At 41.6% G+C, this 20,572-nt stretch carries 22 protein-coding genes; 11 read left to right on the forward strand and 11 right to left on the reverse strand.

What is annotated here, in order from left to right:
• Positions 1 to 11: 11 nt before the first annotated feature.
• From fdh3B to cobB, 4 genes are all read left to right on the forward strand, one after another.
• On the forward strand, positions 12 to 620 hold the full coding sequence (gene fdh3B, locus AACS00_RS07185) for a formate dehydrogenase FDH3 subunit beta (RefSeq protein WP_004395267.1): 609 nt from the start codon (positions 12 to 14) through the stop codon (positions 618 to 620).
• A gap of 6 nt (positions 621 to 626) precedes the next feature.
• Complete coding sequence (locus AACS00_RS07190) at positions 627 to 1,688, forward strand: formate dehydrogenase subunit gamma (RefSeq protein ID WP_072669118.1); 1,062 nt, start codon at positions 627 to 629, stop codon at positions 1,686 to 1,688.
• Entirely contained in the window at positions 1,672 to 2,094 is a 423-nt protein-coding gene (locus AACS00_RS07195; protein WP_110166949.1) for a hypothetical protein, read from the forward strand. Before AACS00_RS07190 ends, AACS00_RS07195 begins: the two co-directional genes overlap by 17 nt.
• Positions 2,095 to 2,208: 114 nt before the next feature.
• Positions 2,209 to 2,937 carry a Sir2 family NAD+-dependent deacetylase gene (gene cobB, locus AACS00_RS07200; protein WP_110166950.1) on the forward strand — a complete coding sequence of 243 codons (729 nt, stop codon included), beginning with the start codon at positions 2,209 to 2,211 and terminating at the stop codon, positions 2,935 to 2,937.
• A 107-nt stretch (positions 2,938 to 3,044) separates the two neighbouring features.
• Here cobB and AACS00_RS07205 read toward each other — a convergent pair whose 3' ends face one another.
• The 5 genes from AACS00_RS07205 to potA form a co-directional block, all read right to left on the reverse strand.
• Positions 3,045 to 4,082 carry an extracellular solute-binding protein gene (locus tag AACS00_RS07205; RefSeq protein WP_072669116.1) on the reverse strand — a complete coding sequence of 346 codons (1,038 nt, stop codon included), beginning with the start codon at positions 4,080 to 4,082 and terminating at the stop codon, positions 3,045 to 3,047.
• A gap of 126 nt (positions 4,083 to 4,208) precedes the next feature.
• The gene (locus AACS00_RS07210) at positions 4,209 to 5,240 is read right to left on the reverse strand and encodes an extracellular solute-binding protein (RefSeq protein WP_040904305.1); all 1,032 of its coding nucleotides are present in this window, start codon (positions 5,238 to 5,240) and stop codon (positions 4,209 to 4,211) included.
• A 106-nt stretch (positions 5,241 to 5,346) separates the two neighbouring features.
• Positions 5,347 to 6,117 (reverse strand): spermidine/putrescine ABC transporter permease PotC, encoded by a 771-nt coding sequence (gene potC / locus AACS00_RS07215; protein ID WP_004395273.1) that lies wholly within the window; start codon positions 6,115 to 6,117, stop codon positions 5,347 to 5,349.
• Complete coding sequence (gene potB, locus AACS00_RS07220) at positions 6,117 to 6,974, reverse strand: spermidine/putrescine ABC transporter permease PotB (protein ID WP_181397507.1); 858 nt, start codon at positions 6,972 to 6,974, stop codon at positions 6,117 to 6,119. The genes potC and potB overlap by 1 nt, the downstream gene beginning before the upstream one ends.
• Positions 6,958 to 8,091 (reverse strand): spermidine/putrescine ABC transporter ATP-binding protein PotA, encoded by a 1,134-nt coding sequence (potA, locus tag AACS00_RS07225; protein ID WP_110167048.1) that lies wholly within the window; start codon positions 8,089 to 8,091, stop codon positions 6,958 to 6,960. The genes potB and potA overlap by 17 nt, the downstream gene beginning before the upstream one ends.
• A 511-nt stretch (positions 8,092 to 8,602) precedes the next feature.
• Between potA and AACS00_RS07230 the strand changes: the two genes are divergently transcribed.
• Entirely contained in the window at positions 8,603 to 9,406 is an 804-nt protein-coding gene (locus AACS00_RS07230; RefSeq protein ID WP_072669114.1) for a hypothetical protein, read from the forward strand.
• A complete protein-coding gene (locus tag AACS00_RS07235; protein ID WP_072669360.1) occupies positions 9,399 to 10,193 on the forward strand; it encodes a glucosaminidase domain-containing protein in 795 nt (264 codons plus the stop codon). Before AACS00_RS07230 ends, AACS00_RS07235 begins: the two co-directional genes overlap by 8 nt.
• 99 nt (positions 10,194 to 10,292) lie before the next feature.
• Here AACS00_RS07235 and ttcA read toward each other — a convergent pair whose 3' ends face one another.
• From ttcA to AACS00_RS07250, 3 genes are all read right to left on the reverse strand, one after another.
• Entirely contained in the window at positions 10,293 to 11,225 is a 933-nt protein-coding gene (gene ttcA / locus AACS00_RS07240) for a tRNA 2-thiocytidine(32) synthetase TtcA (protein ID WP_072669113.1), read from the reverse strand.
• A 144-nt stretch (positions 11,226 to 11,369) separates the two neighbouring features.
• Positions 11,370 to 12,317, reverse strand: a complete 948-nt coding sequence (gene uspE, locus AACS00_RS07245; protein WP_072669112.1) for a universal stress protein UspE — start codon at positions 12,315 to 12,317, stop codon at positions 11,370 to 11,372.
• 155 nt (positions 12,318 to 12,472) lie between these two features.
• Positions 12,473 to 13,225, reverse strand: coding sequence for an FNR family transcription factor (locus AACS00_RS07250; RefSeq protein WP_072669111.1), 753 nt, complete (start codon positions 13,223 to 13,225; stop codon positions 12,473 to 12,475).
• 253 nt (positions 13,226 to 13,478) lie between these two features.
• Here AACS00_RS07250 and AACS00_RS07255 point away from each other — a divergent pair, with 253 nt between their 5' ends.
• From AACS00_RS07255 to AACS00_RS07265, 3 genes are all read left to right on the forward strand, one after another.
• Positions 13,479 to 13,676 carry a hypothetical protein gene (locus AACS00_RS07255; RefSeq protein WP_072669110.1) on the forward strand — a complete coding sequence of 66 codons (198 nt, stop codon included), beginning with the start codon at positions 13,479 to 13,481 and terminating at the stop codon, positions 13,674 to 13,676.
• 121 nt (positions 13,677 to 13,797) lie between these two features.
• Positions 13,798 to 14,913, forward strand: a complete 1,116-nt coding sequence (locus tag AACS00_RS07260) for an FIST signal transduction protein (RefSeq protein WP_181397509.1) — start codon at positions 13,798 to 13,800, stop codon at positions 14,911 to 14,913.
• 9 nt (positions 14,914 to 14,922) lie between these two features.
• Complete coding sequence (locus tag AACS00_RS07265) at positions 14,923 to 16,653, forward strand: ATP-binding protein (protein WP_181397511.1); 1,731 nt, start codon at positions 14,923 to 14,925, stop codon at positions 16,651 to 16,653.
• 308 nt (positions 16,654 to 16,961) lie between these two features.
• Here AACS00_RS07265 and AACS00_RS07270 read toward each other — a convergent pair whose 3' ends face one another.
• Both AACS00_RS07270 and matP read right to left on the reverse strand, forming a co-directional pair.
• On the reverse strand, positions 16,962 to 17,279 hold the full coding sequence (locus tag AACS00_RS07270) for a DUF3634 family protein (RefSeq protein ID WP_110166954.1): 318 nt from the start codon (positions 17,277 to 17,279) through the stop codon (positions 16,962 to 16,964).
• An 11-nt stretch (positions 17,280 to 17,290) separates the two neighbouring features.
• Entirely contained in the window at positions 17,291 to 17,740 is a 450-nt protein-coding gene (matP, locus tag AACS00_RS07275) for a macrodomain Ter protein MatP (RefSeq protein ID WP_110166955.1), read from the reverse strand.
• A gap of 165 nt (positions 17,741 to 17,905) precedes the next feature.
• On the opposite strand from matP, the gene AACS00_RS07280 reads away from it, so the two are divergent.
• On the forward strand, positions 17,906 to 19,546 hold the full coding sequence (locus tag AACS00_RS07280; protein WP_072669107.1) for a S16 family serine protease: 1,641 nt from the start codon (positions 17,906 to 17,908) through the stop codon (positions 19,544 to 19,546).
• A gap of 69 nt (positions 19,547 to 19,615) precedes the next feature.
• The gene (gene fabA / locus AACS00_RS07285; protein ID WP_004395285.1) at positions 19,616 to 20,134 is read left to right on the forward strand and encodes a bifunctional 3-hydroxydecanoyl-ACP dehydratase/trans-2-decenoyl-ACP isomerase; all 519 of its coding nucleotides are present in this window, start codon (positions 19,616 to 19,618) and stop codon (positions 20,132 to 20,134) included.
• A gap of 146 nt (positions 20,135 to 20,280) precedes the next feature.
• Here fabA and rmf read toward each other — a convergent pair whose 3' ends face one another.
• Positions 20,281 to 20,454, reverse strand: a complete 174-nt coding sequence (gene rmf / locus AACS00_RS07290) for a ribosome modulation factor (RefSeq protein WP_040904313.1) — start codon at positions 20,452 to 20,454, stop codon at positions 20,281 to 20,283.
• Between the last annotated feature and the right edge of the window lie 118 nt (positions 20,455 to 20,572).

Consider the following 20,572-nt stretch of genomic DNA (forward strand, 5'->3'; position numbering starts at 1 on the left):
GGAGTAAACCAATGGCTAAAATGAAATTCCTTTGTGATACCAAACGCTGCATCGAATGCAACGGCTGTGTCACGGCCTGTAAAAATGAAAATGACGATGCTCTGCAATGGGGTATTCAACGTCGTCGAGTGGTCACACTCAATGATGGCGAACCTGGAGAAAACTCGATCTCGGTAGCTTGCATGCACTGTACTGATGCGCCTTGTATGGCGGTCTGTCCGGCGGACTGTTTTGTCAAAACGGAAGATGGCATCGTGCTGCACAATAAAGATCTTTGCATTGGTTGTGGTTACTGCTTATTTGCTTGCCCGTTTGGTGCTCCGCAGTTTCCTAAGCAGTCTGCCTTTGCTGAGCGTGGGAAAATGGATAAATGTACGTTCTGTGCTGGTGGACCAGAAACCGAACCAGGTTCCCCCGAAGAACGTCGCAAATATGGTGCTAACCGGATTGCTGAAGGTAAATTACCGATGTGCGCTTCCTTATGTTCGACTAAAGCACTACTGGCTGGTGATGCAGCGGTGGTTTCGGATATTTTCCGTCAGCGAGTGGTAGAGCGCGGTGCTAAAAATGCTGGGTGGACCAATGGCGAAGATCTCGCTTTCGATGCCACAAGGAGTTAAGTAGCGATGCAATATCGGATAAAGCGTGCGTTTCAGCAGGTCTTGGTGCTATTGATCTTAACTCTTAGTTGTTTATCTCTCCCATTATTAGCCAATGAGGGCGAGTCCACTAATCACAATGTGGCGCAAAAAGAGATTTCTCAATTAGCGGGTGCCGACTTTTGGCGTCAAGTGAGGCAAGGTCAAGAAGGCTATACCACATCACGTTCTCCTGAGCATGGTGTGTTAATCAGTACACCGGGTGAGATGTGGTTTGTCTTAAAAGAGAAATGGATGTCTCCTGCTGGAGCAGTGGCGATTTTTGGTAGTATTGTCATGGTTGTAATGGCCTATTGGTTGATGGGCCCGATCATGCTTAGTCAGCCAAGAACGGGGCGAAAATTAAAACGTTGGTCGCGTTTGGATCGAGCGTTGCACTGGAGTATGGCGTTTACTTTTCTTACCTTGGCGTTCAGTGGTTTAATGTTGGTTTATGGTAAACACTTTCTTAAACCTTACATTCCTACCGATTGGTGGGGAATGGTCATTTATTCCGCTAAGCAATACCACAATTACGTTGGCCCCTTATTCTTTGTGTTGCTGATTTTTATGCTGCTGAAATGGTGGCGAAAATCTTTATTCAATAAGGTCGATTTCCAATGGTTTTTAAAATTGGGAGGAATGGTGGGGAAACATAAAGGAACCCATCCTTCGGCTGGTTTTTCCAATGGTGGTGAAAAGGCCATCTATTGGTTGTTGATCGTATTTGGTAGCTTTGCCGCGATCAGTGGACTTATTTTAGACTTTCCGATTTTTGGGCAGACGCGCCGCGATATGGAACTCTCGAATTTGATCCACATGTTCTCCGCTTTAATCCTTATTTGTGGCTTTATTTTCCATATTTATATTGGTTTATTTGGTATGGAAGGAGCATTAGAAGGGATGGTAACGGGTAAAGTTGATGAGACTTGGGCCAAAGAACACCACGATTTATGGTATGAAGAAGTCAAAGCGCGAGGCGAAATTGAAGCGGCTGACCATCAAGTTCCAAAGGTACAACAGGAGAGTCATGATGATCCCCGCCAGTAAAAATAAATCCGTTTGGTTTGTGTATATCGCCAGTTTTCTGACACCCTTTACCGGGTTACTTTCCGGGGTGATTGGCATCATCTATGCTGGTTATCGGTTGGATAAAAATCAAGATGGCGAGGTGGCGAATTCTCATTATTACGGATTAATTCGTACTTTTTTCTTATTCTTAACCTTTTTTGTGGTGCTAATTGTCACCGTTGCTACGGCAAATGGCGTTCTGATGGGAGTCAACCGTTATTGGTTTAGTAATACTTGGTTAAGTACGATTGGCTACGCTATCCCTTACCTTGGCGCGATCATTGCCTTAGGTGCCATTACCTTATGGTTTTGGCGCATGGTGCAAGGTATGAAGCAGCTACGAGCCGATATTGCTCATCGCCCGACGAAAGGTCCGAATCTTTAATCATCACACCCAGCGAGTCTGGGTGTTTTTTCGACTATTGTCTAAGTTTTGAAATTAGGGAGGCTCGTTTATCAATGCTAAACTGGTGTAAAGATTGAAAATAAGGAATGGATGATGAATTTTCCCTATCGCAATATTGTAGTATTGACTGGCGCGGGGATATCTGCGGAGTCGGGTATTCAAACCTTTCGGGCCCAAGATGGATTATGGGAAAACCACCGGATTGAAGATGTCGCTACCCCGGAAGGTTTTGCTCGTAACCCTGATTTGGTACAAGATTTTTATAATCAGCGCCGTAGAAAACTGGGTTCTTCTGAGATTCAACCCAATGCGGCTCATCTTGCTCTTGGCGAGTTAGAGCGACAACTGAATGGTTCAGTAACCATCATTACCCAGAATATCGATGATCTGCACGAGCGAGGCGGTAGTCAAAATATTATTCATATGCATGGTGAGTTATTCAAAGCTCGCTGCAGCGTATCGAATCAAGTGGTTGAGCAAAAGGGCGATTTATTGACTGGCGAACAGTGTCATTGCTGTCAAATTCCGCAACAAATGCGGCCTCATATTGTTTGGTTTGGGGAAATGCCTTTAAGGATGGGTGATATTTATAGCGCATTAGAAAAAGCCGATTTATTTGTCTCTATTGGTACTTCTGGTGTGGTTTATCCGGCGGCTGGTTTTGTGCATGATGCGAGGATGCATGGCGCACATACGATTGAAATTAATTTAGAACCGAGCGCGATTGAGAGTGAATTTGCTGAAAAACGTTATGGCAAAGCGACGCTGGAGGTCCCTCGTTTAGTTAAAGAGCTATTAATGCTGCAAGATACCCCAAGATAAGAAGAAAAGAAGCTCACTTTTTGGTAACGTTACATCGTTTTCGTCTAGCACTGAAAAGAGAGCAGAAAAAAGCGGCATTAGCCGCTTTGATATGAATCGAATGGTGATTACTTCACTTTTAGGCGTTGGAAGTAGTTATCGTATAGTATCGATGCTTCGCCGACATCATCTTGCCATTCACCGCTATCCATTACTGATTGTGGTGGGAAAATATTGGGGTCATTGACAAATTCGGCAGGTAATAGCTTATGGGCTGTTTTGACGGGTGTTGGGTAGCCAATTTCCAGCGCAATTTTTGCTGCATTTTCTGGACGTAATAAGAAGTCGATCATTTTATGTGCCGCTTCAATATTTTTCGCTCCTGCAGGAATAGCAATGCTGTCCATCCAGAAAATAGCGCCTTTTTCTGGCCAAATAATCTCAATATTGGCCCCTTCTTGACGCGCCATGTAGGCTGACCCATTCCACAGCATCCCAAGCGAAACTTCTCCCGCTAAAAACGGGTTGGCAGGGAAATCAGAGTTAAAAACCAAGACATTTGGCATCAATTTAGTTAGCTCTTGATAAGCCGCTTCAATTTCTTCTGGATTGGTACTGTTTGGCGAGTAACCTAATTTACTTAAAGCGATATGGAACACTTCACGAGCATCATCCATTAGCATGAGCTGACCACGCCATTTGGCATCCCATAAATCACTCCAATTGGTCAACGCTGATTTATCAAGCATATCGGTATTAATGCCGATACCTGTTGCTCCCCAGATATAAGGAATTGAGTAACGGTTTTCGGGATCAAAAGATTTATTGAGAAAATTAGGGTCAAGATCCGCAAAATGGCTTAATTGATTTTTATCGATAGGTTGCAGCATGCCTTCTTTGCGCATCTTAGACACAAAATAAGTTGAAGGAACCACTAAATCATAACCAGAGCCTTGAGTTTTTAACTTCGCGTACATGCTTTCGTTTGATTCGTACGTCGAATAAATAACTCGGATACCCGTTTCTTTACTAAATTCTTCTAGTACATCGCTAGGGATATATTCCGACCAGTTATAAAAATACAGTTCGGTATCGTTGGCCATCGCGTGGGTAGTGAATAGAGTCGCTGCGCATAGTACGCCCGCATACAGTTTACTTTTCTTCATTACAATTCCGTATTTTGGTAGCAAAAGCCCAAATAGGCTAGAGAGATTAGCTAAATCAGCCGCCAAGTATATCAGCTCACAAAAAAATAGGCAGCTAATGCTGCCTATTTACTTAATACCGTTGGTTTATAAACCTGATTTTAAACGCATAAAGTAGTTTTCATACTTAATGGTTTTATCTCCCACCGCATCTTGCCATTCCACGCGATCTAAATCTTCTTGAGATGGGAATAGGGGGGCGATATCTTTGAACTTCGCATTCGATTCGGCAACACCTGTTAAGTAGCCAGTGTCACGAGAGATTTGCTCAGCGATTTCAGGACGCAGTAAAAAGTCGATCATCTTATGGGCGGCGTCGACATTTTTCGCGCCTGAAGCAATAGCGAAGTTATCGACCCAACCAATACCGCCTTCTTTCGGGAAGATCAGTTTAATCGGTAATCCTTCATTTTGCGCTGCCGCTGCAGAGCCATTCCATAACATCCCTAAACCAACTTCACCAGCAAGATAAGGGGCTGCAGGGTTGTCAGAGTTAAACACCAAAACATTCGGCATTAATTTACGCAATTCTGCGTAGGCTTCATCAATTTGCTTATCGTCAGTGGTATTACCGGAATAGCCGAGTTTACGCAGAGCGATATGGAATACTTCGCGAGTATCGTCCATTAACATCAATTGTCTCGCTAGCTCAGGCTTCCATAGGTCACCCCAGCTTTGGAAATCATTCGGATCATACATATCGGTATTGACTGCCAAACCAGTAATGGCGACCACGTGCGGAATTGAGTAGTCGTTGTTCGGATCATAAGGTTTATTCAGGTAGTTAGCGTCTAAGTTACTGAAATTAGACAGCTTAGACTTATCTATTTTCTGAATCATACCTTCATCACGCATTTTGGATACGAAATAGGTCGAAGGAACAATAAGATCGTAGCCCTGATTATGGGTTTTTAGCCTGGCGTATAAAGTTTCATTTGACTCATAAGTTGAGTAAATGACTTTGATACCGGTTTCACGAGTAAACTGTTCAAGGATATTACTGTTAATGTAAGGTCCCCAGTTCATGAAAACCAATTCTTTATCTTGCGCGATAGCTGAATTTGACAACAGTGAAAGCGCACATGCACTACCAGCTAATAAAGTAGCCCATTTTTTCATCGACGTTAGCTCCAAACCAAACGTTGCCCATTAAGGCGTTACATAGAGAAACAGAATGGTCATGGTGGCCATTCTGTTTCGTGTTTTTTAACCTACAGTGAGTATATTACTTCACTTTTTCTCTGGCTAACAACTGTGAAGTGATAACAAGGATTAATGAAACCACTAACATCACGGTTGCTAACGCATTCACTTCTGGTGAAATCCCGACCCTAACCATAGAGTAAATCTTTAAAGGGAGAATTTCATAGGTTGGTCCTGTCACAAACGAGCTGATGATGACATCATCGAGTGACAAGGTAAAACTTAATAACCAACCTGCTGCAACTGCTGGCTTAGCAAGTGGGAAAATAATATTTTTCAATATGACCCATTCACTCGCTCCGAGATCTTTTGCCGCTTCTAACATCTTCACATCAAAACCATTCAAACGGCTATAAACAGTGACCACCACAAAGGGTAAGCAGAAGGTGATGTGCGCAATCAAAAGAGTTAGAAAGCCCAATTGAAAGCCAAGGACTAAAAACAGCGCCAGTAATGAAATTGCCATTACGATATCGGGTGACATCATGACGACAAACAGCATGCCATTGACCATTTTCTTACCTTTAAACTGGTAACGAAATAGGGCAACAGCTGTCAAACTACCAATAATTGTCGCTGCGGTCGCTGAAAATACCGCAATATTGATAGAGTGCCAGGCGGCTTGCATCAAGCTGTCATTATTAATCAAAGCATGATACCACTTGGTCGTGAAGCCACCCCAACGAATCCCAAAGCGGTTGTCGTTAAAAGAGTTCACAATCAAAACAATAATCGGTAGGTACAAAAATAAGTACACTAAGCTCATAAAGCTAAATCGAACTGTCTTTCCCATTAGCTTAGCTCCGATTTCTTATTCAAGAGTTTACCTGCTCGATAATACGCGTAGAGCATGACGGCCATGGCTAAGGTGAGGGCAATACTTGTCGCTGCACCAAATGGCCAGTCTCGGGCGTTGAGCACTTGGCTCTTAATGACGTTACCGATCAATAAGTTTTTCGCGCCTCCCAGTAAATCGGAAATATAGAACATTCCTAATGCTGGTAGCAGTACCAGTAAACAACCGCCAATAATGCCGGGCATGGTTAAGGGTAGAATGACTTTAATCAGCGTTTGCAACTTGTTCGCACCAAGATCTCGTGCGGCTTCTATATAAGTATGATCGAGTTTCTCGATCGCAGAATAGAGAGGCAGAATCATAAATGGCAACAAGATATACACTAAACCAATCATTACCGCCGTTTCGGTGAACATGATACGGATCGGAGTATCGATGATGCCAATGCTTAATAGTGCTTTATTCAAAATGCCTTGAGTGCCCAAAACAATTTTTAATCCATAGGTACGGATCAGCGAGTTAGTCCAAAACGGAACAATCACTAAAAACAGCATAATAGGACGCCATTTTTGCGGCATTTTGGCAACGATATACGCAAATGGATAGCCGACCACAAGACAGATTAAGGTCGCTACGATAGCCATGTAAAATGAGTGCAGCATCACTCTGGCATAAATCGGATCCATTAAACGAATATAGTTATCGAACGTAAAGGTAAAAGCGATTAAGTTCGATTCATCACGCGTTAAAAAGCTGGTCACGATGATCATCAGATTGGGGATCAGAACAAACAGTCCTAACCAACCGACAATCAAAACAATGATCGCGTTTTGTAGATTAAGCTTGTTGCTCATCATTGAGGACGACCTCCCAGCTTTCAACCCAAGTGATGGCCACTTTCTGGCCGATAGAGTGGTCTACGTCTGGATCATCCTCGTTAAAGAATTCACTCACCATAACGCGCATGCCTGACTCTAATTCAACCACCGACTCTAACGTCATGCCTTTATAAGTTCGATCGATAACATGGCCGACAATACCCGCATTTTCAGACTCTTTAATCTCTTCAATGCGTAAATCTTCTGGGCGCAGCAAAACTTGCAACTTATCACCGTTAGTTACGGGCTGGTCATAATAGACAATTGCAGGAACGCCTTCGATCTGTACGTTAATGCATTTGTCATCAATACGATCTTGAGTGACTGCATTAAATACGTTGATTTCACCGATAAATCGAGCAACAAATAGATTTTTGGGCTCTTCATAAATTTCACGTGGTGAACCATCTTGCTCGATGCATCCGTCGCGCATAACAATGATTCGATCCGACATGGACAACGCTTCTTCTTGATCGTGAGTCACGAAGATGAAGGTAATGCCCAGTTGACGTTGGAGTTGCTTCAGCTCAATTTGCATTTGTTTACGCAATTTGTAATCGAGAGCAGATAAAGATTCATCCAACAATAACACTTTTGGTTTATTGACTACGGCACGAGCAATCGCAATACGTTGCTGCTGACCACCAGAAAGCTGATGTGGCTTACGTTGTGCCATTTGCTCTAAGCGAACCATGCGTAGCGCTTCCATGACTCGTGGCTCAATATCTGCGCTTGGTACTTTCTGCATACGCAATCCGAAGGCTACGTTATCAAACACGGTCATATGAGGAAACAAGGCGTAACTTTGGAAGACCGTGTTGACATGCCTCTGCTCAGCAGGAACTTGAGTCACATCTTGACCGTCAAGTAAGATTTGGCCATTATCGACCGTCTCAAAACCAGCAATCATTCGTAATACGGTGGTTTTCCCACACCCTGATGGGCCAAGTATAGTTAAGAATTCACCGTGATTGACATCTAAATTCAGGTGAGAAATGATCTCTTTACCATCAAAGCTTTTGCTAATGCCAGATAGACGAATAACTGGCTTTCCTACCGAGTGTTGTTTGTTCAACGTCTGTTTTTCTCCCACAGTGGTTGTATACCCAAAAATGGCAAAAACGTCGTTGAATGGTGCATTCAAGCAATCGTCCTTGACGGTTTTGAGTATAGGAGCGTGATATACAGTGCATTATTATTCCCGTTTAGCTCAAAGTGCCAGCACAGTTTGCCATCACTTCTTAGCTGTTCGGGGATAACACGAAAACCAGTCATAAATCAGTATCATGCTTGGTGCATTTATTGATCGAATTTATACACTGGTTATACCTTTTCAAAGGGCGCATCATAATTAGCATACCCGACGAAATCAAAGTATTTTCTTATCTTGAAACAGAAAAAATTTTGCATCGTTGAGTGATGATTCTTTACCATGCCCCGTTAACGAATAATAAAGGCTTTAAAGTGGTCAATTATCAGCCATATGAAGCATAAAGCAAGCTGAGTTTAACACTAAGATTTTAGACTCGACGGTATTTCAGTATAATGAAAAACTATCTCCGTTTGTTTCAAAAGCATTTTGACAGGCCAAACTAGGGCGAAATATGAGCAATAATATCGAGAAAGACTTTAACTTAGGAGGAACGTTGCAACGCGCTCTTTCTGGTGATTATCAACTTAAGATAGGTGAGATACTAAAAGAAGCATGGGACTGTACCCTAAAACACTTCCTGTCTTTTTCTCCTGCCATTGTTATTTTGGTCGTGATCCAATTGGCAATTTTTATTATTGCCTTCAGATTGATGGTCGGTGACCCATCGGTCATCTTTTCTTTATTTGCTCAAGAGGGCAATATCCCTCCGGGCGTTATTCAAGGGATTTTGATTGCTAACTTTAGTTACGAAGTCGTCAGTGCTCCGATTTATGCTGGAGTGAGCTTAATGGCCATGAGTCATGCTGCCGGTCTTAAAACCAAGACGAATCACATCACTAAAGGATTGCAGTTCACCATACCGGTAATTATTGCTTCATTATTGAGCCTTGTATTACAAGGAGTTGCAGGGATGGTTTTCCCACTCCTCTCGATGTATTTTTCATTGGCCTTTAGTAATTCGATTTTACTGATCTGTGAGAAGAAAGTTCCCCCAATGCAAGCGCTGTGGTTATCATTACGTGCGGTGAACAAAAAACTACTCCCTTTAGCCGCTATCTACGCTTTACTGATGTTGATGTTCGTAGCTGCCGTCCTGTTTTATGGCATTGGCTTAATCTTTGTTTTGCCTTTCTTTTTTCATGTGAAAGGTATTATTTACCGCAATATGTTTGGTATTCGTCTACAAATCGTTACCACTAACAAAACCAATAGCGATGATGATCATGATGCAAATTCACAAATTTTTAATGCGTAAACGCCTTATCCTTATCGGATTAGTGATCGTACTCATTGGATGGAGCGTTTATTATTCAACTCGGACTACTGATCCCCGGCCGGTTGAGTTAACTGGCCATGCCGTATCTGCAGCACCTGATTTTTCATCGATAACGGATATAGCAGAGAAAAAAGAGGCGTTTTTTTCTTATTTAAGACCAGGAGTTGCGTTCGAGAATCAGCGTATTTTACAAGAAAGACAACAATTGCAACGATTAGCAACCCGTTTTCAGCAGGGTAAACTGTCAAGCAAAGATAAGACACTGGCGGCTCAATTGGCTGAACAATACGGATTAGCACTGAATAAGGGCAATCGTCTGAGCGGGGAGTGGTTGAACGCGATGTTGCAGCGTGTTGATGTTTTACCCGAAGCGTTGGTACTGACTCAAGCTGCTAATGAGTCCGCTTGGGGAACCTCGCGTTTTGCAACTGAAGCGAATAATTATTTTGGTCAGTGGTGTTACTCTCCGGGCTGTGGTGTCGTTCCAGCAGCAAGAGGCGCAGGAATGACCCATGAAGTTGCCAAGTTTTCTTCGGTGCAAGAATCGATTCATCGTTATTTTATGAATGTGAATCGTAACGCGGCTTATCGTGATTTGCGCAATATTCGCCAACAGCTGCGTAAAAATGACGAAAATTTATTCAGTGTGGATAGTGCGCTGGCTTTGAGTAATGGATTATTGCGTTACTCTGAACGTGGAGCAGATTATGTACAAGATGTACAGGCGATGATCCGCCATAATCAAGTCTATTGGGTAGAGCAATAAAGAAAAATTTTATCCGATCAATCATTAACCTGAAAATACCAATAAGGCTGCCCAGTGGCAGCCTTATTGGTATCTGTGCAACTTGTTATCAAGAACATGCTACAAGTTAGTCACGTCTAATTTTAATGCAGGATCAAACGGCATCACCGTATCGTCTTCATCGAGAATGGGCTGAGGAACGGGCTCTTTATCAAAACCAATATCACCACCATTAATAATGCCAGAATCACGATTGATCGATTTAAAATCAAATAATTCAAAGTCGGCAAGATGGCTAGGCACCACATTTTGCATGGCTCTAAACATGGTTTCTATACGACCTGGAAACTGTTTATCCCAAGCATTAAGCATTTGCTTAATATTTTGGCGCTGCATATTAGGCTGCGAACCACATAAATTGCACGGAATGATAGGATAAGCGCGATGGTTTGCGTACTTGATAATGTCTTTTTCTCTGCAGTAAGCAAGAGGGCGGATCACGACATGCTCGCCATTGTCAGAGACTAACTTAGGTGGCATCCCTTTCATTTTTCCGCCGTAAAACATATTTAAAAACAACGTTTCAATAATGTCATCACGGTGATGGCCTAAAGCAATTTTAGTGGCCCCTAACTCCTTCGCAGCGCGATATAAAATACCACGGCGTAGACGTGAACAAAGAGCACACGTAGTTTTACCTTCGGGAACTTTATCTTGGACGATGGAATAAGTGTCTTCTTCAATGATCTTATACTCAACGCCTAATTCTTGAAGGTATTCAGGTAGAATATGTTCAGGGAATCCGGGTTGTTTTTGATCAAGATTGACCGCGATGAGTGAGAAGGTGATCGGTGCGCTTTTTTGCAAACTCATCAGAATGTCGAGCATCGTGAAGCTGTCTTTGCCTCCTGATAAACAGACCATGATTCGATCGCCATCTTCAATCATGTTGAAGTCAGCAATAGCTTGCCCCGTATTACGACGAATACGTTTTTGTAGCTTATTGAAATTGTAATGTTGGGCTTTAGTCAACTCTTGAGTTTGCTCTGTCATTAGCTTTCGTTCTTTAATCTTCCAAACAAAATGAAGTGCGTATAATACGGATCTGCTGACAAGATGCCAGTATTAAGCATCCTCTGTAACAAAAAATCCCCAGCCCAAAAGGGCGGGGATTAATAAAGAGTGAGCAAAGTATATTTAGCTAGCGATGTTAGGATCAAGAGGACTAACATAACCGGCGGGTTTTAAAGCAAGTACATCACAGTTAATTTTATCAATGACTTGTTCTGCAGTGTTGCCAATGAATACCGCGGAGAGTCCAGTTCTACCTGTGGTTCCTAAAATAACCATCGCCGCATTCAGTGTTTTGGCAGCTTCCGGAATAACATCTTCGGGTAAACCTTGTTGAACAATGGTTTGGCTTTCATCTAAACCGTGTTTTTGTCTTAGCGCTTTCATTGATGTGAGGTGATGACCACGCACCGCATCGGTGTAAGTTGTCGGATCAAACTCTGGTAGCTCAATGGTGATATTGGCTGGAGTGACTGGATAAGCGTTAACTAAATAGGGCGAAGCGCCAAGACGTTGAGTTAAATTGAGTAGTTGTTCTACCATTATATCGTTGAGCTGAATGTGGGTATCGACCTCTGAACCCACATGTACAGAGGCGATAATGTTGGCATTCTCAGGCCAGTGGCTGTGTTTAACCAGTAAAACAGGAGTCGGGCATTTACGCAGTAGATGCCAATCGGTAGGCGTAAATATTACCGACTCTAAGACATCATGCTTATGAGTGCCTTTGATAAGAATGTCGTGCTGACCAGAGAAAACTTCTGCAATGATAGCTTCATAAGGACGATTGTGCCAAACCACCTTCACTTCAAATTGAATAGATGAGTCTACATAAGGTTCAGCAACGCTTCTCATCCATTGTTCACGTTGTTGAATCACGCCTCTACGCATCGCATCTCGTTCATCAATAGACAGCATTGAGGTCATGTCATAAGAAAAATCGTAAATCGACATGAAGAAAGTGATATGGCTAGGAGATTGGCTTTTGGCTGCTAGCTGAACTGCTCTGGCTAATGCTGGTTGTTCATCGTGATTAATGTCTGCAACAACTAATATTTTGCTATAGATACTCATAACAAACTCCTTGTTTGTGGAGGAGGTCAATAACTCACAGACCTTAGAGATACTTTAACGCAGTTGAAGAGAGAGTTTTAGTGAAGAGAGTAAGTTTTTTAAGAAAAGTATGATGCAGCTCATCATAGTGCTGCATCATCGCCATGAATCAAGAATTATTTGCTGTCTTTTGATACGCCGGCTAATTGCATTAGAGCGTCATGATCCAAAATTGTGATGTATTTGCCTTTCACGCTAAGCATTTCTGACTTTTGAAAACGCCCCAGTAAACGACTGATGGTTTCTACGGTTAAACCTAAATAATTACCAATGTCACCACGAGTCATGGTTAAACGGAACTCACGAGGGCTGAAGCCTCGTTGCGAAAAACGCGTTGATAGATTGTACAAGAAGGCGGCTAGTCTCTCTTCGGCGTTCTTTTTGGAGAGTAGTAGGATCATCTCTTGATCGCCCTTAATTTCGTTACTCATCAACCGCATAATTTGTTGGCGTAACTTAGGCATCTTACCAGAAAGGTCATCTAAGATTTCATATGGTATTTCACAAACCATTGAGGTTTCTAATGCCTGAGCGAAACTTGGATGAGAGTCGCCAGTAATCGCATCGAAGCCAACCAAATCACCAGCAAGATGAAAAGCGGTAATTTGTTCATCACCTTGTTCAGTGATGGTATAGCTTTTAATGGTTCCTGAACGAATCGCGTACAAAGAGCGAAGTTCATCCCCAGCTTTGAAGAGAGCTTGGCCTTTTTGAATCGGCTTTTTTCGCTCAATAATTTGGTCAAGCTGGTCCAGTTCTGATTCGTTCAGTGTAAACGGAATGCAAAGTTGACTGATGCTACAGTCTTGGCAATGAATGGCGCAGCCACCAGATTGAATACGCTTTGCCGCAGGCTTTTCAGAAATCATAACAACCTTTCACTAAATTGATGTACATCAAGAATTCTAGCATTCATTATCTTTAAAGGATAGTGATCGATAAACAACTAAAGAGCGTAAGCGGGGTTTGTATTGTTAATTGATATCATGGTCACGGTCGTTAACATTTAAAAGCCGATGTAGTACTCTCTTTCTGATTTAACACGCTATACCCAAACAATTTGGAATTGAAGGTAGGAAGGGTATATGACGCAAATATCATTTTTAATTAGGATAGTAATTTATGCCTGCAGAAAAGCTCACCAAAAATAAACTTATTCAAATAATAATCATGCTGGTCATTTTGCTATCAGCCTTTACCTGGCGCACTATAACTCATATAAACGAAGAAAAAAACATCGTTGAAAAAGAATCAACGACTGAAAATCAGACTATAGACCACAAAAACAACCAATCCTTACAATACAAAAACAGTCAATAAAAAATTATCATGGTAAAATCACACCATTAATGCATTTTTATTAGCCTGATATATGCAATTTACTACTGCTTTTACTCATTTTTCGACGACGAAAGAGGCCATAGCGCAGCTAGCACAAACACTGAAGCCGGATGGTTTGTCTAACCTCATTTGTTATTATTCACAAGAATATCCCGCTGAACAAATACAACAAGAACTCCGCCTAAATTTTCCTGGCATTCCATTTATTGGCTGTTCTTCCTGTCAGGCTATCATGACAGATAAAGGAGTTCATATTGGGCCTGTTGTCGCTTTAATGGCTATTTATGACCGCTCTTATAGCGCTTATGGAACAGGTTTAGTCGAGTTAGGCCAAGAGGATGATCAACGAGCTGCTTATGTAGCAATACAACAAGCATTACAACAAGCTAATAGAGTAGGAGAAGTTCCGAGCTTAATTCTGTTGCATTCAACACCGGGACATGAAGAAGCTTTTATCGATGCGATTGATGCAACTTTTGGCACTCACGTTCCTATTATCGGTGGCAGTGCCGCTGATAATCATATTCAAAAACAATGGTCGATCATTACCCAACAGGGATGGAGCTCTAATGGCATAGCTTTGCAGCTATTTTTTCCATCTAAGCCACTAACTTCAGGTTTTAGTGCTGGTTATTCACCGACTGAGTTTGAAGGTGAAATTACTCAAGTTAATCATCGATGTGTGCAAAGCATTGATGGTGAACCAGCTTCTGCGATTTATAAAGAGTGGATCAGCGATCACTCCAACATCCAATTTAATGATTTACATTTATTTGAACACGTGACTCGCTTTCCGTTGGGGAGGGTGGCCGGATATGTTAATCAACAGCCTTACTATAAATTGTGTCATCCTATTCGAATGCTGAATGATGGATCGCTTGAACTATTTGCTACGGTTAATGAAGGCGAAAAAATAACACTGATGACAGGTTCAAAAGAACAGCTGCTGAATCGAGCATCACGGGTGATTCAAGATGCTAATACACAAAACTATCATGCGTCATTATCCCTCGGTTCAATTATCATCTATTGTGCAGGTGCAATGCTTCGTTTAGGAAAAGACATACAGCTTGTCCATAAAAAACTGATCGAACAAATGTATGGCCAACCTTTTATTTGCCCATTTACCTTTGGTGAACAGGGACGATTCATTGGTGGCGAGAATGCCCACGGAAACCTAATGATAGCATCAGTTATCTTCTATGAGTCAGAATAGACAAAGATGATAGAACAAGACAAAAATGAGCAGCTGAGTGAGGTGCTACTTGAGTTAGAGAGAAGTAAAGAAAGAGAGCTTCGCTTAGCGGAAGAGAATCGCGTTATCCTCAGCGCGATATCGGCGCTTAGTCACGCTGATAATAAATATCAGATTTTTGAAGAACTTAAAAATGTCCTTCATCGATATATTAATTTTGATGACTTTGTTGTTATTGCTAAAAATGCGCCAAATTCGTTCTTTACAACGTTTTTGTCCTCAAATATTGCTTTTCAAGGTAAGCAGTGGATTAATGGTGATAAATTTCAACGAGTATTAGAAGGCGAGTGTATTATCCTTTTTGAGCCGACTAAGCTTGCCGAATTTCAAAATTTAAATCCATTTCTACAAGAAACCATTAACTCAGCATTAATTACTGGCATTCAAACCCAAACCAGCGATTCTGTATTGCTGCTTTTAGGCGGTAGGAAAGGGCAGTTTAGTTTGGAGACCAAAGCAACACTGCAACGCTTTCGTCCACTTCTAGAGCGAGCCATCAATGATATTGAGCATAAAGAAGAGCTACAAAGCTTAGTCCGTATCAAAACTCATGAACTCTATATTGCACAGCAGCAAGCTGAGCATGCAAATCAAGCAAAGTCACAATTTTTAGCCATGATGAGTCATGAGTTGAGAACACCGCTCAATGCTGTCTTAGGTCTCATTGATGTTTTGCGTGAAGATTCTAATCGCTCTCAACTCGACTTATTAGAACAAATGGAAAATTCAGCCGAGCTGCTGTTAGTGATCATCAATGATATTCTGGATTTGAGTCGAATTGGATCGGGACATTTCAAGTTACAATGTCACTGGGTTCATTTGCATAAAAAGCTTGTGCATGCATTGTCTTATCATCATAAAGCGTGTGTGACTAAAGGGATCCGCTTTAATGTTCGTACTTCAATTTGTGACCATTATGAGTATTGGGTTGATCCTGTACGCTTAATTCAAATCCTGTTCAACGTCATTGGCAATGCGATTAAATTCACTGAGGCAGGCTCCGTAGATGTCCATTTAAGTGCAGCAAGAAATGAATTGGTCATCCATGTCGAAGATACAGGCATTGGGATTGAACCGGAGCGAATAGAGCATTTATTTTCTCCATTTATTCAAGCTGATAGCTCAATTACACGTCATTACGGTGGCACTGGACTTGGCTTAGCGATCACCAAGCATCTTGTTGAATTAATGAAAGGAACAATTTCAGTCACCAGTTGTTTAGGAAAAGGCAGTAACTTTACCATTCGTCTTCCCGTCAATTCACGACAAGCAGACAGGAATGACACCAATACCTTTGAACCCATTTTAAAACAGGATTCAAACCATCAAAATAGTCAGAGGCATATCTTGGTCGTTGAAGATACCAAAACGAACCAAATGGTCATTCAGTTACTCTTATCGCGCTTAGGTTACAATGTCACTATGGTCAGTGATGGAGAGCAAGCGGTATCATTAACAGAAACCAGCCATACCTTTGATTTAATTCTAATGGATATCTCGATGCCAGTAATGGATGGAATTGAAGCAACAAAAATTTTGCGTTGTAAGAATATCCAAACGCCGATCATCGCGCTTACAGCACATGCAATGCAAGATGATCACGCGATATTTCGACAAGCGGGTATGAATGATGTTGTCTTAAAACCCATTCGTAGCCAAGAATTACAGCGAGTCATTAAACACCATCTAAAACCACGATGAAGAAATTGGCCAATCAGTATATTTAATAATTACCATATTGTTCAATGTGCAAGCATGAACCAATATGGTAATTATATACTTTATGGTAAATAGACTTATGTTTAATGCAATAAGCAAAAGGAAGAATAGAAGTGCGGTAAGGATAAGTCTGGTGTATCTACATGTGGATCATTTAACATAATATACATAATGCGAACTATGAGTGGACGGCAAAAAGGGAATATGGAATTGATTCTGATCGTCCACTCTAAGATTCTCTTCTCCATTAGGTATTCCCATACGCTAGTCAGATTTTTTATAGCAAAAAATTATCGACCTTTTTTGGCTTTGGATCCTGAGGTTTTAAAGCCTTGATGAGGAAACACATTGCGAATCCGTTGTTGGACCTTCTTCGGCACTTGTTTGGAAAAGATAAGTTTCATTCCGGTTCTTTGATGATAAACCTTCATATGACCATCAAATGGTGCTGATTCTGCTATCTCACAGACATTGTGTTTAAAGGTTGCGGGAAAATGTCCTTTGCTTGCTACGATATGACCAGATTTAAACGTGACTTTTAAAATGGGTCTATCAATTGCTACTAGCCAAAAAATACCGATTGCCGCAATCACAATAACATACAGCATTTCATTCACTCCTAATTGGATAACAATTTATTAAGATCTTCTTTTAAACTGCTCACAGCACGGCTTGCTTTTTCACTACGCGATGCTTCACTAAGTAGATATTCAATAGCATCTGATAATGTGCAACCTAACTCGTTAGCTCTTGAAGATAATTTTTCCCACACACGATAATCGAGATCGATTGATTTTTTACGAGTATGCAATTGCTCAGCATTGAAATACCGCTTTCGCTTGGCACGAATAGCTTGTTTTAGCTTGTTTTCTAGCTCAGGAGCCATATGCTGTGCGATCCAATCAAGCACTAATGTGGGTTCATACTCGATAGATTTGAGTTTTGTTATCGCATTTTCCACTTCACTACGATCAATGTGGCAAGTGATTGACTCGCCATCTTTCCATTTCTTTATCAAATACTGCCATTTCCAACCACATTCCAAATTTTCGAGTTGTTGATATTTCATAGTCGGCAAGTCCATATAAATACATAGTGACAGGGTAACTCAAGCTTTGCTGAGTTTCAATCACAGCAATAAAAAATACTCTGATGATCATTCCTGATAACAAAGCTATTCGCGGTCAGGGTTTTTCTATATAATTTCAATCCTTTTAATCACTTCGATGACTCAATGACACAAGATATCTGGCGTTTAGTAACGCCCCAGTATGATGATTTTAATGAATCACTGGCTCAGTTTGCACAATTAACGGCGGTGCCGTTTTTCGACACTCAACCAAGACTGTTACAGGCGATTGAACGTTTCATACATATACAGGGTTTTAGCCGAGTTCTGCTGATCAATGCGCCAGATAACTCCATTTATCGTTGTTTGATTAAAGAGCATCTTGAAAACACCCATTGTGTGCCAGTGATTAGAACTGAAACACTAGACATGGCCATGTTGTTTGGTCAAGTTACCGTTAAAAATGGTCAAGTTATTCATCAAACGCATGGATTACTTGACCAAGCGGATAATGGCTATTTGATTATTTCAGCGAATTTACTGCTTGCTAACCCACTCTGCTGGCCGATGCTAAAAGCTGCCGTGCTCGGTGAACCAGTATCTCCGATTAATGTGAGTAAAAAATCGCTACTGCAGACACCTATCAGTCAATCTTATAACATTAAATTGATTGTTGTCGGTGATCGTCATCAACTCGGTGATATCGATTTTCTCGATTCAGACATTCATGCTGGATTATGTCTGTTTAGTGAAATGGAACTCGATATTAAAATTGAAAATGATCGCATGCTGACCTATCTAGGTTATTTGCGTTGGCTAATTCAGCGTTACGATTTGCCTTTACTTACGCCAGATGCGATTAAAGCTCTAATGACGGCGGGCGCTCGTTATACTGAGGATCAACATTACGCTCCACTTTGCGTGATGTGGCATCGTTCATTACTCGAAGAATCTGCTATCGAATCTCAAGGTCAAACCATTGAACAGCAGCATGTGGAGCAAGCTATTAATCAACGCTACTACCGAGCTTCTTATCTGCCAGAGCGAGCGTTAGATGACATTCTCGATGGACAAGTGATTATTGAGACACAGGGTGAACAAGTTGGCCAAGTTAACGGCCTAACAGTTATTGACGTCGCTGGTCACCCAATATCTTACGGCGAGCCTGCACGAATATCTTGTGTTATTCATTTTGGTGATGGTGATATTGCTGATGTCGAGCGCAAGGTCGAGCTTGGTGGTAATTTACACGCTAAAGGGATGATGATTATGCAAGCGTTTGTCAGTAGTGCTCTTCATCTTGATGTCCCCTTGCCTTTCTCAGCTTCAGTGGTCTTTGAACAATCATACAGTGAAGTGGATGGAGATAGTGCCTCACTCGCTGAATTGTGCTCGTTAGTCAGCGCTTTATCAGAATACCCTATTGATCAACAAATTGCCGTCACCGGCGCGGTTGACCAATTTGGCCGAGTTCAAGCCGTGGGCGGTTTGAATGAAAAAATTGAAGGCTTTTACCGAGTTTGTCAGCATCATGGTTTTACTGGCCAGCAAGGTGTGATTCTTCCGCACAGTAACTTAAAACATCTCGCTCTACATTCTCAAGTCGTAGAAAGTATTAAGAACGGTGAGTTTAATATCTGGCCGGTCTCCACAGTCGATGAGGCTATTCCAATTTTGATGAATAAGCCGTTTAGAGGCGATGATGAAGAAAGCGTAATCAGCAAAATTGCTGAACGTATTGAATTTTTTGAGAAACATATTCAACCGCCCGGAATAGTCGAAAGAATAAAAAATTGGTTTATCTAACACTGATCGGAGTTGTTTAGCGTACATGCGTTCACTAACATGCTTCCTATCTGAAATTGGAGTAGTACTATGCACAATAAACGTGACTCATATAATCGTGAAGATCTTCTAGCCTCAAGCCGTGGTGAACTATTTGGTGAAGGTTATCCTCAACTGCCCGCGCCTAATATGTTGATGATGGATCGGGTAAGTAAAATGTCAGAAACAGAAGGCGATTTTGGTAAAGGACTGATTCTCGCTGAATTGGATATTTCTCCTGATCTTTGGTTTTTTGATTGCCATTTTCCAGGTGACCCTGTAATGCCTGGTTGTTTAGGTCTGGATGCTATGTGGCAATTGGTTGGTTTCTTTCTCGGTTGGGTTGGCGGCAAAGGTAGAGGAAGAGCGCTAGGCGTTGGTGAGGTAAAATTCACTGGGCAAATTTTACCTACCGCCAAAAAAGTGACCTATGAGATCCACATGAAGCGCGTGGTTAACCGTAAGTTAGTGATGGGGCTTGCTGATGGTAAAGTTTTAGTTGATGGCAAAGAAATTTACGTCGCGAAAGATTTAAAAGTGGGCCTTTTCCAAGACACTTCTGCTTTTTAAAAATAATACTTAACAATGAAGCAGCTTTAATGGCTGTTTTATTTTGCCATCAACAATAAGTTATAGTGCGCTAGTTAGGTGTTATATAATACGGAATAAAATAAAAAGCCCCTTTCGGGGCTTAGAACCATGTTGTATGTGGCAAATTATTTGTAGAGACCTGAGTGTTTATCATCTCTGGCGTCACGCCAACCACCTAGCCAATATGAGCGAGCATCTGTTTGTTGGTAAGGGCACTCCTCAGGAGAACGTCCGTTCAATCCTGCTTTGTATCCTTGAGATTGCGCTCTTTCCAGGCGATCACGCTTTTGTCTCTTCATAGTGCAGTCCTCATACAGTAACTTGTTTCTAACTTACAACTATTAAAATGATGTGGCGTTTTTATGACCACATCATTAAGAATCGACCAAAAGCGCTCCTTTCTCAAGCAATAAAAAA

Source organism: Vibrio sp. 11986-1-5 (assembly GCF_963878025.1).
GTDB lineage: Bacteria > Pseudomonadota > Gammaproteobacteria > Enterobacterales > Vibrionaceae > Vibrio > Vibrio injensis.